Origin of the sequence: Nocardia sp. NPDC127526 (assembly GCF_042672265.1) — a bacterium.
Classification (GTDB): Bacteria; Actinomycetota; Actinomycetes; order Mycobacteriales; family Mycobacteriaceae; genus Nocardia.
Genome location: NZ_JBHXVO010000024.1, coordinates 38854 through 53173 on the forward strand (window position 1 = coordinate 38854; position 14320 = coordinate 53173).

Here is a 14320-nt window from a genome sequence, read left to right on the forward strand (position 1 = left end):
GATTATGTTGCCTCGGTCACAGTCTCGGAATTTCCCGACGAGCGAGCACGCAAATCTCCAGCTAAACCGTAGTAGACGACCAGCGCGAGCCCGCAGCCGATGAACCAGCTGTACTGCGCGGCGGTGTGCATCCCGGGCAGATCCTTGGCCAGCACCGGGAACACCGCGAAGACCGCGCCCACCACCGTGGCGATGACGGCCACCGGATTGACTCCCTTGCGGTACCAATAGCTTCCGCGCTCGGACATGGTGAACAGGTCGTCCACCACGATCACGCGATTGCGCACCAGGTAGTAGTCGGCGATGAGCACCCCGAACAGCGGCCCGATGAACGCCCCCAGCACTTCGAGGGTGTAGTGGATGACCTCCGGATTGTTGTACAGATTCCACGGCGTGATGAGCACCGAGCCGACCGCCGCGATCATGCCGCCCATGCGCCAGCTGATGCGCTGCGGGCTGACATGGGAGAAGTCGAAGGCCGGGGAGATGAAGTTGGCGACGATATTGATGCCGATGGTGGCGATGGTGAAGGTCAGCGCGCCCAGCACGATGGCGAAGGTGGAGTCGATGCGCGCGACCGTCTCGACCGGATCGGTAATGAGCTCGCCGTACACCGGCACCGTGAGCGAGGCCGTGATCACCACCAGCAGCGAGAAGGCCAGGAAGTTGACCGGCAGCCCGAGCAGATTGCCGCGCCGCACCGACGTCATGGACTTGCTGTAGCGGGAGAAGTCGCCGAAGTTCAGCATGGGCCCGCAGAAGTAGGAGACCACCAGCGCGATGGCACCCAGCATGACCGGCACCGATTCCCAGCCGCTCAGCGTGACCGCGCCCAGTTCGAAGTCGACGGCGCCCCAGCCGGCCTTCCAGATCAGATAGCCGCACAGCGCGAACATGACGACATACACGGCGGGACCGCAGAAGTCGATGAACTTGCGAATCGATTCCATGCCGCGCCAGAACACCGCGGCCTGCACCACCCACAGCAGCAGGTAGGCGCACCAGCCGAGCAGCGACAGGCCGAGGAAGCCGTAGTCCGCGGTGACCGCGTACGGCGCCAGGCCCGGGAACAGCTTGACCGCCACCACGATCAGCGCCGCCGAGGCGAGATAGGTCTGAATCCCGTACCAGGCCACCGCGATCAGGCCGCGGATGATGGCCGGGATATTCGCGCCGAGCACGCCGAACGCGCTGCGGCACATGACCGGATACGGCACACCGGCCCGCTGGCTGGGCGCGGCGACGAGATTGCACAGGAAGTACACCAGGGTGATGCCGATGAGCAGCGCCGCGAGCACCTGCCAGCCGGCCAGGCCGAGCGCGAACAGGCTGCCCGCGGTGACATAGCCGCCGACGCTGTGCACATCCGACATCCAGAAGGCGAAGATGTTGTATGTGCCCCAACGCTGTTCGCGCAGCGGGGCCAGATCCTCGTTGGTGAGGCGCGGGTCGTAGGCTGGGCCGGGCGGGGCCGCCGGTGCGGGCGTGCCGCCGTCGGTCGTGGCGGGCGTGACGGCATCAGTCGTGGCGGGCGTGACGGCATCAGTCGTGGCGGGCGTGACAATATCGGTCATAGCGCATCCGATCCGAGGTCCTTGGGTGGATCGGACCACGGTAGGAAAATGCCGTTGCCCCGGCATTGCACCGCTATTGCCCGGTCATTGCGCGATCGATATATCCGGTTCGGCCAGCAGGCCGTTCGCCTCGGGCAGGGTCGCGATGACCTGCTCCAGCCGCCCGTGATGCCGCCGCGCGATGGCCAGCAGCCGGTCCACGTCGCGGTCCAGGAAGGCGTCCAGCATGAGCGCGTGATCGCCGTGCAGGCGTTCCCGATCGGCCTGGGACACGTGCACCATGGATTGCACGGGTTCGGTCACATTCCAGGCGGATTCGAGCATGTGCACCAGCCGCAGCAGTCGCGACGGCCGGGTCAGGGCGAGGTGGAAGGTCCGCGAATGCCGGTGGTAGGCCACCGGATCGGCTTCCCGGATGGCGCGCTCGAGCAGATCATTGGCCGCGATGAGCGCGGCCCGGTCCGCGGCGGTGGCATTGCGGGCGGCCGTGGCGAGGGCGGCCTCCTCCAATGTCTGCCGCACGATGTACATTTCGCGCAGCTCGGCGGCGGTCAGCTGGGCGACGGCGTATCCGGCCCGCTGCTCGTGGGTGACCAGTCCCTCCCCCACCAGGATCTTGAGCGCATCGCGCACCGGAATGTGGCTGACGCCGAACAGTTCCGCGATTTCCCGCAGCGGGATCACGGTCCCCGGCGGCGCGGCGCCCTCGAGGATGACCCGCCGCAGTTCACCCAGGATGATCTGCGGCCGGCCCGGTTGATCGACCACCAGCGTGGCCAGCAGGGCGGAGCGTCTGCGTGCGGGCATAGCGCCACGGTAGGTTCCGAGTGTTCGGATTCTCGGTCGGCCGTGTCACAACCAGGAAACACCTTTCACATCATGGTCGCCCGCAACCGGCCGACGCCGGTGGTGATGCCGGGCCCCATACAGCCCATGACCATATCGGGCGTCATCATCTCGTAGTCGGCCACCACCTTGACCCAGGTGCCCTCCCCGAGGCCCGCGACAATCTGCAGCGGGCCCACGGTGGGCTGCGACATGCCCACCGGCCACGGCCCCCACAGCCGGCTGGATTCCCCGTTCGACCAGGCGATGTCGACGGTGAGCGGGCCATCGGCCGGGTGCATGCAGTCCGAGGCGGCGATGTGCACGCCGGTGAAGGTGCCGCCGGTGATCCCCGGCCAGCCGACACAGTCCCAGAGCCTGCCCACCGAGGTGAAGGTCAGCACCCGCGGATTCATGCCGATCGCCCCGTCGACGGCGGTCCACCGGAAATCCCCGCCCCCGCACCAGCTCGACGGTGGTTCCTCGGTGGTTTCCGACGAGCCGCCGTTGGGCGGCGGGTCGGCGGCCACGGCCGCGGGCAGGCCCGGCGCTGCCCCGCACCCAATGCAAAACCCCAGCGCTACCAGCGCTTTCACACCCTTGACGCACACTGCCTCCAGCACAACTCGCCTCCGCGGTAGTCGAGGTGAAGCACAGCAACAGGTCGATTCGCCTGATTTGTCCCGACCCTAAACCGCGCCGCCCGGACCCCCGCCGCGCCACGCCGTGTCGCTCCTGTCCGGAGATGGGCGTGTCACCCCTGCCGGGAGATGGCGGCCCGGGCTTGTTTGATGGTGTCCCACGGAATGGCCGGGCGCGGCAGATGGCGGCGGCGCAGGTAGGCCGTGGCGGTGCGGCTGCTGGTGCGGATCAGCCGGATGAGCTGCGCGGGCGAGCCCTTGTTGTCGTCGACCCTGACGGGGGTGAAAACGACTGTGCCGTCACCCGTTTCGATGGTTCCGCGAGCGAGCACCGACCGCATGTTCCAACCCTGGTCATCGTGATAATGCGCGAGCAGCGCGGCGGGGCCGTCCACGGCGTCGAACCAGATCGGCCGATCGATCACCAGGGCGTCGCCCTCGAGCCGGGGGCGGCAGCGCAGGTCGACCGGATACCCGGCCGGATCGTCGGCGCTGAGCACGACGCCGTCGGTGAAGCGCCCGAGGGCCGCGAGCAGCTCTTCCGACAATGTGGTCACAGGATCACCTCCCGGGGTTCGGCGGTCATATCGCGGCCGGGCCACCAGCGCACCCGGATCGGCGTGATGTGGATCTTCAGGCGCATGTAGTACCACCAGAACAGGCGTTTGGTGATCGGGTCCGAGCCGATGCCCTTGGGCTGGGCGGCCCAGACCTTGGCCCACTGCCGCTCCAATTCGTCGTCCCAGGTGATGACTTCGGAGACTTTCGCATCCCCCTGCACCAGGACGGCGGGCGGATCGGCCAGGCCGCTGGCGGTGGCATTGGAATACAGCAGCGACACCTTCGGATTGCGCCGAGCGTGGAAGGCCTTGTGCGGCACGCCGATTCCGGTGCTCACCAGAATATCGCCGCGCTCGGGCAGCCACAGCGGCGCCACCGGAACGGTCACCGGGGTGCGGTCGCGGGCGTGGGTGGACAGTTCCGCGGTGAAGAACCGGTCCAGGACGGCGGTCACCTCCGCGGGCAATGCGGTTGGTTTGGTCACGCTTCACCATCGCGCCGTCCGCCGCCCGGCGCAACCGACCGGGCGGCACGCCCACCGCGCGCGACAGGCGGGTTACCACCTGGCAGCATGGCCCGCATGGATCTGATCGCGCGGATCGAGGCAGCAGCGACCCTGCTGGCACCGGTCATTCGACGTACCCCTGTCGTAGCGTCCCGAGTACTCGCCGAACGCACCGGCCACGAGGTGTGGCTCAAGTGCGAGAATTTGCAGCGAACCGGCTCGTTCAAGCCCCGTGGCGCCTACAACCGCATTGCCAATCTGCCCGAGGCGGAGCGCCGCCGCGGCGTGGTGGCGGCCAGCGCGGGCAATCACGCCCAGGGGGTGGCGTGGGCGGCGACCTCGCTCGGCATCGAGTCCACGGTGTTCATGCCGGTCGGCGCGGCGCTGCCGAAACTGGTGGCCACCAAGGCCTATGGCGCGACCGTGCATCAGGTCGGCGACACCATCGACGAATCACTCACCGAGGCACGGGATTTCGCCGCGCACACCGGCGCCACGCTGGTGCATCCGTTCGATCATCCCGATATCGTCGCCGGGCAGGCGACGGTGGCGCTGGAAATCCTCGAGCAGCTCCCCGAGGTCGGGACCGTGATCGTGCCGACCGGCGGCGGCGGACTGCTCGCCGGAGTGGCCGCCGCCTTCCGGATCCTGGCCCCGCAGGTGCGGGTCATCGGCGTGCAGGCCGCCGACGCGGCCGCCTGGCCCGCCTCCCTGGCCGCCGGTAAGCCGGTCCGCCTGGAGCAGATGGCCACCATGGCCGACGGCATCGCGGTCGGGCTGCCCGGCGAGGTGCCCTTCGACCACATTGTGGAGTCCGCGCCGGCCATCGTCACCGTGGACGAGGACGCCCTCTCCCGCGCCCTGCTGCTGTGCATGGAGCGCGCCAAGCTCATTGTCGAACCCGCGGGCGCGGCCGGCGTCGCCGCGCTCATGTCCTGTCTCCCCGAGGAATTGGAGTTGCGGGGACCGGTGTGCGCCATCCTGTCCGGCGGCAATATCGACCCGCTGCTGCTGACCCGGGTCATCGGCCACGGCCTCAGCGCGGCCGGACGCTATCTGGCGGCCCGGGTCACCATCTCCGACCGTCCCGGCAGCCTGAGCCGCCTGCTCGCCGAACTCGGCCGCACCGGGGCCAGCGTGCTCGATGTGGTGCACTCCCGCACCGGAGCATGGCTGGCCATCGACGAGGTGGAGGTGCTGCTCACCCTCGAGACCCGGGGCCCGGCCCATCGCGACGAAGTCCTCGGGGCCCTCGCAGACGCCGGATATGCGGTCCGAGTCCAGGATTGAGCCTCCGCGCGCGCCTCACGCTCGAGGCGCGCGCCCTCGATCTCCGCAGATCGCCAATTGCCGTGGGATTCCGGCTGGACGCTCAGTGCGCGCCGCCCAATTCGAGGGCGAGCACGCCCGCGATCACCAGCCCGATGCCGCCGACCTGCACCAGGGTCAGGTGCTCGTCGAGGAACAGGGTGCCGATGATCGCCACCGCGACCACGCCGACCGCCGACCAGATGCCGTAGGCGACGCCCACGGGCATACCGCGTTTCAGGGCCTGCGACAGGAAGTAGAACGCCGCCCCGTACCCGATCACCACGATGATCGAGGGCGCGAGCTTGCTGAAACCCTCCGAGATCTTCAGCGAGACGGTCGCTGTGACTTCACACGCGATGGCCAATCCGAGTAGCAGCAAGGTCATTGCCGGAGAATAACCGGCCTTCCGGTACGGTCCACCGACCGGTGCGAGCACGGCCGGAAAAAATAGGATGCACACCCGGCCCGGTTGTGCATACAGTGGTCGGCATGTGGATGCAGCTGTTCATTTAAGCCTCTTCGTCGTTCGCACACGACTTTTCGGCCTCCAGCGCCGACTCCCGCCGCCTCGCGGCATTCCCGATCTCGACCGGCCACCCCGGTGAGTCGGTCCACGCATCCCGAGGAGGACTCATGCCTGACCAGCATCCGAATCCCGATTCCCAGCCCAATGACGCCGCCGATCGTCCGTTGTCGCGCCGCGAACGCCGCGGCAATGTCGCCAAGCAGCAGGCCTTCAACGGCAAGGTGCACGGCCCCGGCCGCACCGCGGTCCCGGCGGCGAAGCACCAGAATTACCGCAGAGGCTGACGAAAACGCCCGTGGTGGCCCCGAATCGGGGGCACCACGGGCGTTCTACTTCTAGAGCGGGCCTCAGCCGAGCCAGGTGCGCTGTTCCGCGGCAGCGGCGCGGACTTCCTCGAGCTGCTTGGCGACCTGCACACCGGCGGTGCCGCCACGCGCATTGCGGGATGCGATCGAGCCCTGCACGGTCAGCACCTCGCGCACGGCGGGGGTCAGCGCCGGATCCACGGCGGCGAACTCCGCATCGGTGAGCTCGTCCAGGCCGACGCCGCGCGCCTCCGCGGCGCGCACGCAGCCACCGGCCGCCTCGTGCGCCACCCGGAACGGAACACCCTGGCGCACCAGCCATTCGGCGATATCAGTGGCGAGGGTGAATCCGGCCGGCGCCAGCTCGGCCATGCGATCGGTGTGGAAGGTGAGCGTGGAGACCAGCCCCGCGATGGCGGGCAGCAGCAGTTCCAGCTGCGCCACCGAATCGAAGACCGGCTCCTTGTCCTCCTGCAGATCGCGGTTGTAGGCCAGCGGCTGCGCCTTGAGCGTGGCGAGCAAACCGGTGAGGTTGCCGATGAGCCGGCCGGCCTTGCCGCGGGTCAGCTCCGAGACGTCCGGGTTCTTCTTCTGCGGCATGATCGAGGAGCCGGTGGACCAGGCGTCGGCCAGGGTGATGTAGCCGAATTCCGGTGTGCTCCAGATGATCACCTCCTCCGCCATGCGGGAGAGGTCGACCGCCACCATGGCCAGCACGAAGGCGGCCTCGGCGGCGAAATCCCGAGAAGAGGTGGCGTCGATGGAGTTCGCGGCCGCCGCGTCGAAATTCAGTTCGGCGGCAATGGCTTCCGGATCCAGGCCCAGCGAGGAACCGGCCAGCGCGCCGGAACCGTAGGGCGAGATCGCGGCGCGCTTGTCGAAATCGCGCAGGCGGTCGATATCGCGCAGCAGCGGATGCGCGTGCGCGAGCAGATGGTGGGCCAGCAGCACCGGCTGGGCGGCCTGCAGGTGGGTCTTGCCGGGCATGACCGCGTCCGGATGCGCGGCCGCCTGGGCGACCAGCGCGTCGACGACATCGAGCACACCGGCGGCCACGCGGCGCACCCCGTCGCGCAGCCACATGCGGAACAGCGTGGCCACCTGGTCGTTTCGCGACCGGCCCGCGCGCAGGCGGCCGCCGAGCTCGGTGCCGACCCGTTCGATCAGGCCGCGCTCGAGCGCGCCGTGCACGTCCTCATCGGAGTCGGCGGGACCGAAGGCGCCCGAGGCGACATCGGCGGCCAGCCGATCGAGCCCGGCCAGCATGCCCTCGAGGTCGCTCTCCGACAGCAGCCCGGCCTTGTGCAGCACGCGCGCATGGGCTTTGGACGCCCGGATGTCGTAGGGCGCGAGCACCCAGTCGAAGTGCGTGGACTTGCTCAGCGCCGCCATGGCCGCCGCCGGACCGGAGGCGAATCGCCCACCCCACAGCGCGCCCTCATTGGTGCCGTGCTGCTCGGTCATTCGATGCTCTCCCTGTTCCTCGAATCTCGCGGTGTCCGGGTGCGCCCAGCGCGGACGGCCGCACCGTGCGCCACCCGCTATTGCACCAGTTGGCTCGCGCCATGTACCCGGCCGGGTTGCCCACCCCTCGAACGGGGCAGCCCGGCCATCGCGGTGCAAGCCGAGCGGCCCGCCGGAAGACGCCTGAATTCCGGCGGGCCGCTGACTGGTTCGTGCTACTTCTTGCTGTTCAGATCGCGCCGCGCGGCGACCTTGGACGACAGGCCGTGGATCTGCACGAAGCCCTTGGCCAGCGACTGGTCGAAGGTGTCGCCCTCATCGTAGGTGGCGAGGTTGAAGTCGTAGAGCGACTCGTCCGAGCGCCGCCCGTTGACGACCACATTGCCGCCGTGCAGCACCATGCGGACATCACCGGAGACGTGCTGCTGGGTCTCGGCCACGAAGGCATCGAGGGCCCGCTTCAGCGGCGAGAACCACAGGCCGTCGTACACCAGCTCGCCCCAGCGCTGCTCGACCTGCCGCTTGTAGCGGCCCAGTTCGCGCTCGATGGTGACGGCTTCCATCTCCTGGTGCGCGGCAATGAGCGCGATGGCGCCCGGGGCCTCGTAGATCTCACGGCTCTTGATGCCGACCAGCCGGTCCTCGACCATGTCGAGACGGCCCACGCCCTGGCGTCCGGCCCGCTTGTTCATCTCGGTGATGGCCTCGAGCATGGTCACCGGGCGGCCGTCGATGGCCACCGGCACACCCTTGTCGAAGGTGACGATGAGCTCGTCGGGGGCCTCGAAGTTGACCGTCGGGTCCACGGTGTAGTCGTAGACGTCCTTGGTCGGGGCGTTCCACAGATCCTCGAGGAAGCCGGTCTCGACGGCGCGGCCCCACAGGTTCTGGTCGATGGAGAACGGCGACTTCTTGGAGACATTGATGGGCAGGTTGTTCTGCCCGGCGAACTCGATGGCCTTCTCGCGGGTCCAGGCGTAGTCGCGAACCGGCGCGATGACCTTCAGATCGGGCGCGAGCGCCCCGATGCCGACCTCGAAGCGGACCTGGTCGTTGCCCTTGCCGGTGCAGCCGTGCGAGACGGTGTCCGCGCCGTGGTATTCGGCGGCCTCGACGAGGTGCTTGACGATCAGCGGCCGGGAGATGGCCGACACCAGCGGGTAGCGGCCCATGTACAGCGCGTTCGACTGGATGGTCGGCAGACAGTATTCATTGGCGAACTCGTCGCGGGCGTCCACGACGATGGACTCGACGGCGCCGCAATCGAGCGCGCGCTGGCGGACGTCGTTCATGTCCTCGCCGCCCTGCCCCAGATCGATGGCGACCGCGACGACCTCCGCGCCGGTCTCCTTACCGATCCAGCTGATCGCAACAGAGGTGTCCAGCCCGCCGGAGTAGGCGAGTACGACGCGCTTGGTCATAGTCCGTGTGCTCCTCGATTAGTACGTACAGGTCTGCGTTACCCGCCTCGGCGGGACTCCGCGGCCGCTCCGGTGCGCCGCTCGCGTCCCGCACCCTCGTCCTGCAAATGATTATGCATGATGATGCAATCCCATTCATAACTGGGGGGTGCATACGCCGGTGGCGCGCATTGTTCGCGCAGGTCACACGGTATATGCGGTCAGCGTGTATAGCGGTGTTTGACGCCGACCGGGAAGTAGGCGGGATCGCCGGCCGGGCGCAGGTCGATGTGCGGGAACTGACGATCGGCGGGGACGTAGTTGGCGTATTCGCTGTTGTGCCGGAGCAGCTGGGTGCGGATGGATGCGGCGACGGCCTGGGCGCGCGCCTCGGTCGGGGATTCGCCCGGCGCGAGTTCGACGGTGATCTCCAGACGGTGGTCGAGATCGCTGCCTTCGACGACGGCGAGCACGAACTTGCCGGTCACCCAGGCGCTGACCGGATGCTGCTCCAGGCCGATGGCGACGTTCTCCGGATAGACGTTCGCGCCGAAGATGGAGACGGTGTGGAAGGTGCGGCCGAAGACGTAGACGAAGGGCAGGTGCGGGCGGGAGTCGCTGGGCAGGGTGTGCCCGCGCTCGTGGCAGAACTCCAGCATGCGGTCGTGCGGGATGATTCCGCCGTGGTCGGCGATGTGATAGCGGATGAGGGGCACGCCGCCGTCGGAGGTGAACAGCAGTGTGCCGTCCATGGTTTCGAAGAAGCGGTCGGCCGGATCGTATTGCAGCAGGGTGGGCAGCCGGGGCGCGCCGAACAGGTCGCGGGCGGCCTCGGGATCATCGGCGAGCAGGCGGCGGATGCGAATGGTCAGCGGCGTCTCGTTGGCGAGCACGCCCCCGTCGGCCGTGCCGTAGAGCGAGGCCACATCGCGCAGCGGATCCAGCCCCGCGCGGGCGGCCAGCAAGGTGCGCCACTGTTCGCTGAACACCTCGCCCGCCGCCACCAGTTTCACCGCGTAGCGCCCCCATTCGACGCCCTCGCGGATCCCGGTGTCGATCACGTCCTTGAGGAACGGCGGATATCCCAGCAGCACCACTTGATCGAAGTGGCGGCCGAGTTCGGGTATGACGCGCAGGATTTCGGTCTTGTTGTTGCCGGGGGCGATGACGGTCATCGGCAGTCCCTCGGCCAGCCGGCGCAGGCACGAGACCGTGTACAAGCCGCCGACCCAGGTGCCGAGCGGAAAGCAGACCACGGCCAGGGTGCGCCGCAGCCGGGCGCCGAAAGCCTCCACCAGCACCTGTTCGAAGCGCCGGGTGGAGGCGCTCTCATCGGCGGCCGTGCGCGGCCAGAAGGTCGGTGTGCCAGTCGATCCCGAGGACACCGCGATCATGTCGCAGTGCGGCAGCTCGCCCCCGCGGCAGCGCTCGGGCAGCGAGTACTGCTGGTGGTAGTTGGCCTTGGTGGTCAGCGGCAGTCGCCGGAACGCCGCGATATCGCCGACCGCATCCGGGTCGATGCCCTTGTCGGCCAGGAACAGGCGGTAGGCGGGCACGGTCTCGGCCGTCCGCCGGAACAATTCCAGAACAGACTTATGGGTATCCGATTCCATCGCGACCTCGGCCTTCCCGCCCCGAAAACACTGCCTGCCCGGAGAATACTCCGCTAGGCCAGGGCCGGAACGACCTCGGTCGCAATGCGTTCGAAGACGGCGGGGTCGTTGTCGAAGGCGGTGCCGGGTTCGGGCCAGTGCACCACCAGTTCGGTAATGCCCAGATCCTCGTAGCGCCCGGCGATATCGGCGAAGGCGTCGACCGAAGCCAGCGGGTTCTCCGGGGTGAAACCGGAGACATAGACGCGCTCGATGGTGTCGAGGTCCCGATCGATCGCATCGCACGCCTCGGTCAGCGCGTCCAGTTGACTGTCGATCAGCGGCGCGACGGCGGCCGCGTCATCGCCGAACGGGCAGGTCACCCAGCCGTCGCCGTACGCGGCGGCCAGGCGCATACCGCGCGGGCCCCCGGCGGCGATGACGAACGGGAGCCGCGGGCGCTGGACGCAGCCGGGAATCATGCGGGCTTCATCGGCGGCGTAATACGTGCCCCGACAGGTCGTCAGGGGCTGGGTCAGCAATCGGTCCAGCAGCGAGACGAATTCGGCGAAGCGGTCGGCGCGCTCGCGCGGCGACCACGGTTCACCGCCCAGCACCGCCGCGTCCAGACCCGAGCTGCCCGCGCCGATTCCGGCGATCACGCGACCGTCGGAGATCTCGTCGAGGGTGATCAAATCCTTGGCGAGGGTGACCGGGTGACGGAAATTCGGGGAGGTGATCATGGTGCCCAGCCGAATCGCGCCGGTGCTCGTCGCGGCGGCGGTCAGGGTCGGAATCGCGCCGTACCAAGGGCGGTTCTCGAACCCTTCGAAGGCAATGTGGTCGTAGCTGTAAGCGGCGTGAAATCCCAGGTCCTCGGCCTGCCGCCAGATTTCGGCGGCCCGCTGCCACGGATGGATCGGCAGGATCACGCAGCTTACTTTCACCTCGTCACCTTTCCGGTCAGGAACGGGCGCGCCAGGAACAAGGCGAAACCTATCACCGCGGCTCCGAAATACACCGGAAGCAAATGGATGAAGGCCGTGTAGTGGATGACGAAATGCACGATGAGCGCACTCGCCGAACCCGCGAGACCCGCGCCCAGCAGCGACCAGAAAACCCACGCCTCACCCTGCCGCCAGCCCCACAGGCCGATCAGCAGGAAGGCCACGCCGGTGGACATGAGCGCGCCGCCGAATCCGGCGCGGTCGTGGGCGATGAACGGCAGCAGGCGGTCATTGGCGGCGCGCAGCGTTTCCGCGTCGGTCTCCAGGAAGGCCAGGTCGGTCGGCACGAAGACCTCGGTCAGGCCGACGGTGGAGATGACAATGCCGCCGAAGATCACGCCCGCGCCCATGGCCACGATCAGCAACTGCCCCACCAGCGCTCGCCGCCGGATTGCTTCCGCGCACTCCGGCAGCACTCGCCATCGGGGCGGTCCGAGCGGTCGCCACACCGCCATCAGGTACATGGGGAACAGCACCACCGCCGCGAAAGTGTGCAACGGCTCCACGAACCCGATCACCAGGAAGTAGAACAGGGTCGGGAATCCCACCAGCCCCGACAGCAGCAGTGCATTGCGCGCCCACTTCCGGCCAACCCGCATGCCGCCCCAGGCCAGTCCGCAATACAGGATTCCGATGGCGATCATATTGCCCGCCATGGTTATTCGATCGTGCTGCAGGAAATGCACCAGGTGATGGTTGATCCGGTGCAGCCCGTCCACATCGGTGCCGAGGTAGTTCCGGTCGTACCAGAGCAGGACCGGTCCCAGGGTGATCGCACCGGCCCCGAGGCCCGCCACGATCATCCCCGCGCCCACCAGCAGCCCCCAGAACCAGCCGGGCCATTTCCGCGGATCGATCCCGGCGTCCCGCAATCCGGGTGCGGCGGGCTCGGTCACCTCGGCCGCCTCGATCACCCGCTGAAACCAGCTCGGCCCGGCCGCCACCAGCACCGCCGGTTCCGCCAGTACGGTCACCGCCGGATCCCGCAGCGCCGCCACCGCATTCGCGATATCCGGCTCGCGCAGATACACCCCATCCGCCCGCTCCCCCACCACCACGTCGTCCACCGCGTCCGCGAGCAGCGCGCCCACGGCGGGGTTGTCGACGCGTGCCACCACCCGGCACCGGCGACCGCGCGCGGCCGCCCGGACAGCGTCGACGTCATCGGCTGCGACCGGTCCGATCTCGACAATGCTCGCCCCCTGCACCGGCAGCACCCGCACCGCGTCGCGCGCGACCGAGACCGGCACGGCGGCCCCGAATCTGCCCGACCACTCCCGCGGCACCTCCGGATGATCGAACACGCGCCGGATCGCGGCGCCGCCGCCGGGCAATCCGATCAGCACGGACAGGAATCGCAACGCCCCCACCTGCGCCCGTCGCTCCCCGACGACAGCATTCGCGACCGGCCTCAGCGGGTGATAAGTCCAATCAGGCACGCCTCATCGTCACACGTTCCCGCGCGCTGACCACCCGTTATCCGCCTCACACACCGCACCGGAAATTTCCGGACAGATCGCCCGGATCCCCCTGATCCCCGCTCTCGCCCGCCACCCCTGTGTCACCCTGATCATGTCCCCAGGTTCCAACCGAAGGATCCCCTCATGATTCCACTTCTCGCCCAACAGGTTTCATCTCTCGCCAATGATGTGGGCGTTATCGGCCGCGATATCCTCGCCGTCGGCCAGGCCGCCGTCCAGCTGGCCCAGGACCTCATCTCGGTCACCACCCCGGATCACGTGCCCGGAGGCCCCGGCGCCGGACCGAATCCGGGCGCCGGCGCGCCACCGCCCCAGTACCCCCTCAACTGACCCGATTTCGCCCGGCGGCCGGATCTATTCCGGCCGCGGGTATCCCAGCTGCGCGTCCCGCTCCCGCAGCTCTTTCAGCTCTGCTCGTGACAGTGTGTGCAGCACCAATTCCGGCTCCCGCCCGGCCGCGATCAGCCGCCGCCCGTCCGGATGCCACACCCCGCTGCCCCCGCACGATTCCCACCCGGGCCCCGATCCCGCGTGATTCGCCGCCACCGCGTACATCCGGTGATCCATGGCCCGAGCCCCGAGATGCAGGTCGATTCGCCGCACCTCGGCCATGGTGTACAGGCTCGACGCCAGGTAGACGTGCGCACCCGCGGCCGCCGCCTGTTGCGCGTGCCCCGGCACCCCGGCGTCGTAACAGATCGCGGGCGCGACCCGCCATCCGCCGAGCTCCACCAGCCCCACCTCGTCGCCGGGCTCGAAGAACCGATGTTCGGCTCCATGCAGATATCGCTTGCCGTACACCGTGATTCGCCCGCCGGGATGGAACACCAGCGAGGCGAGCAGCTGCTTCCCCTCGGCGGTCCGCACCGCCGCCCCCACCACGGTCGTCATCGGCGTCGCCCGCAACGGATCCAGCCGCGGATCGTCGGGGGTCACCCACGCCGACGCCTCATCAAGTTGCGTCAGCTCGTAGCCGATCAACGAAAGCTCCGGAAAAACAATGAGTTCCGCCCCATCGGCCGCCGCCTTCGCGGCCCACTCCAGCGACTCCTGGACATTCCGTCCGATATCGCCGAGGACCGAACTCGTCTGTGCCGCCGCAACCGTCAAAGTCTCCACGGCTACAAC

The 14320-nt window shown here is 68.5% G+C and carries 15 protein-coding genes; 3 read left to right on the top strand and 12 right to left on the bottom strand.

Features of this window, described 5'->3' with window-relative positions; genetic code table 11:
* Positions 1–2: 2 nt before the first annotated feature.
* The 5 genes from ACFVIV_RS29470 to ACFVIV_RS29490 all read right to left on the bottom strand — a co-directional run bounded on the left by ACFVIV_RS29470 (position 3) and on the right by ACFVIV_RS29490 (position 4085).
* On the bottom strand, positions 3–1574 hold the full coding sequence (locus ACFVIV_RS29470; protein WP_379201859.1) for an NCS1 family nucleobase:cation symporter-1: 1572 nt from the start codon (positions 1572–1574) through the stop codon (positions 3–5).
* Between the two features lie 84 nt (positions 1575–1658).
* Complete coding sequence (locus tag ACFVIV_RS29475; RefSeq protein WP_379201861.1) at positions 1659–2381, bottom strand: GntR family transcriptional regulator; 723 nt, start codon at positions 2379–2381, stop codon at positions 1659–1661.
* 65 nt (positions 2382–2446) lie between these two features.
* Positions 2447–3022: a hypothetical protein gene (locus ACFVIV_RS29480; RefSeq protein ID WP_379201863.1), complete on the bottom strand. Its 576-nt coding sequence runs from the start codon at positions 3020–3022 to the stop codon at positions 2447–2449.
* A 131-nt stretch (positions 3023–3153) separates the two neighbouring features.
* Positions 3154–3597, bottom strand: coding sequence for a hypothetical protein (locus tag ACFVIV_RS29485; RefSeq protein WP_379201865.1), 444 nt, complete (start codon positions 3595–3597; stop codon positions 3154–3156).
* Positions 3594–4085, bottom strand: coding sequence for a pyridoxamine 5'-phosphate oxidase family protein (locus ACFVIV_RS29490; RefSeq protein ID WP_379201867.1), 492 nt, complete (start codon positions 4083–4085; stop codon positions 3594–3596). Before ACFVIV_RS29490 ends, ACFVIV_RS29485 begins: the two co-directional genes overlap by 4 nt.
* 96 nt (positions 4086–4181) lie before the next feature.
* On the opposite strand from ACFVIV_RS29490, the gene ilvA reads away from it, so the two are divergent.
* Positions 4182–5396: a threonine ammonia-lyase gene (ilvA, locus tag ACFVIV_RS29495; RefSeq protein WP_379201869.1), complete on the top strand. Its 1215-nt coding sequence runs from the start codon at positions 4182–4184 to the stop codon at positions 5394–5396.
* Positions 5397–5478: 82 nt separating this feature from the next.
* On the opposite strand, the gene ACFVIV_RS29500 is transcribed toward ilvA, so the two are convergent.
* Positions 5479–5802: a DMT family transporter gene (locus ACFVIV_RS29500; RefSeq protein ID WP_379201870.1), complete on the bottom strand. Its 324-nt coding sequence runs from the start codon at positions 5800–5802 to the stop codon at positions 5479–5481.
* 248 nt (positions 5803–6050) lie between these two features.
* On the opposite strand from ACFVIV_RS29500, the gene ACFVIV_RS29505 reads away from it, so the two are divergent.
* Positions 6051–6227, top strand: a complete 177-nt coding sequence (locus tag ACFVIV_RS29505) for a hypothetical protein (RefSeq protein WP_379201872.1) — start codon at positions 6051–6053, stop codon at positions 6225–6227.
* A gap of 63 nt (positions 6228–6290) precedes the next feature.
* Here ACFVIV_RS29505 and argH read toward each other — a convergent pair whose 3' ends face one another.
* The 5 genes from argH to ACFVIV_RS29530 all read right to left on the bottom strand — a co-directional run bounded on the left by argH (position 6291) and on the right by ACFVIV_RS29530 (position 13150).
* Positions 6291–7712 carry an argininosuccinate lyase gene (gene argH / locus ACFVIV_RS29510; RefSeq protein ID WP_379201874.1) on the bottom strand — a complete coding sequence of 474 codons (1422 nt, stop codon included), beginning with the start codon at positions 7710–7712 and terminating at the stop codon, positions 6291–6293.
* A 215-nt stretch (positions 7713–7927) separates the two neighbouring features.
* Positions 7928–9133, bottom strand: coding sequence for an argininosuccinate synthase (locus ACFVIV_RS29515; protein ID WP_379201876.1), 1206 nt, complete (start codon positions 9131–9133; stop codon positions 7928–7930).
* A gap of 200 nt (positions 9134–9333) precedes the next feature.
* A complete protein-coding gene (locus ACFVIV_RS29520; protein ID WP_379201877.1) occupies positions 9334–10725 on the bottom strand; it encodes a phenylacetate--CoA ligase family protein in 1392 nt (463 codons plus the stop codon).
* A gap of 53 nt (positions 10726–10778) precedes the next feature.
* Positions 10779–11651 (bottom strand): LLM class flavin-dependent oxidoreductase, encoded by an 873-nt coding sequence (locus tag ACFVIV_RS29525; protein ID WP_379201879.1) that lies wholly within the window; start codon positions 11649–11651, stop codon positions 10779–10781.
* Positions 11648–13150, bottom strand: a complete 1503-nt coding sequence (locus ACFVIV_RS29530; protein ID WP_379201880.1) for a hypothetical protein — start codon at positions 13148–13150, stop codon at positions 11648–11650. Before ACFVIV_RS29530 ends, ACFVIV_RS29525 begins: the two co-directional genes overlap by 4 nt.
* A gap of 165 nt (positions 13151–13315) precedes the next feature.
* Here ACFVIV_RS29530 and ACFVIV_RS29535 point away from each other — a divergent pair, with 165 nt between their 5' ends.
* Complete coding sequence (locus ACFVIV_RS29535) at positions 13316–13522, top strand: hypothetical protein (RefSeq protein ID WP_379201882.1); 207 nt, start codon at positions 13316–13318, stop codon at positions 13520–13522.
* A 24-nt stretch (positions 13523–13546) separates the two neighbouring features.
* On the opposite strand, the gene ACFVIV_RS29540 is transcribed toward ACFVIV_RS29535, so the two are convergent.
* Positions 13547–14311 (bottom strand): carbon-nitrogen hydrolase family protein, encoded by a 765-nt coding sequence (locus tag ACFVIV_RS29540; protein WP_379201884.1) that lies wholly within the window; start codon positions 14309–14311, stop codon positions 13547–13549.
* Positions 14312–14320 lie beyond the last annotated feature (9 nt).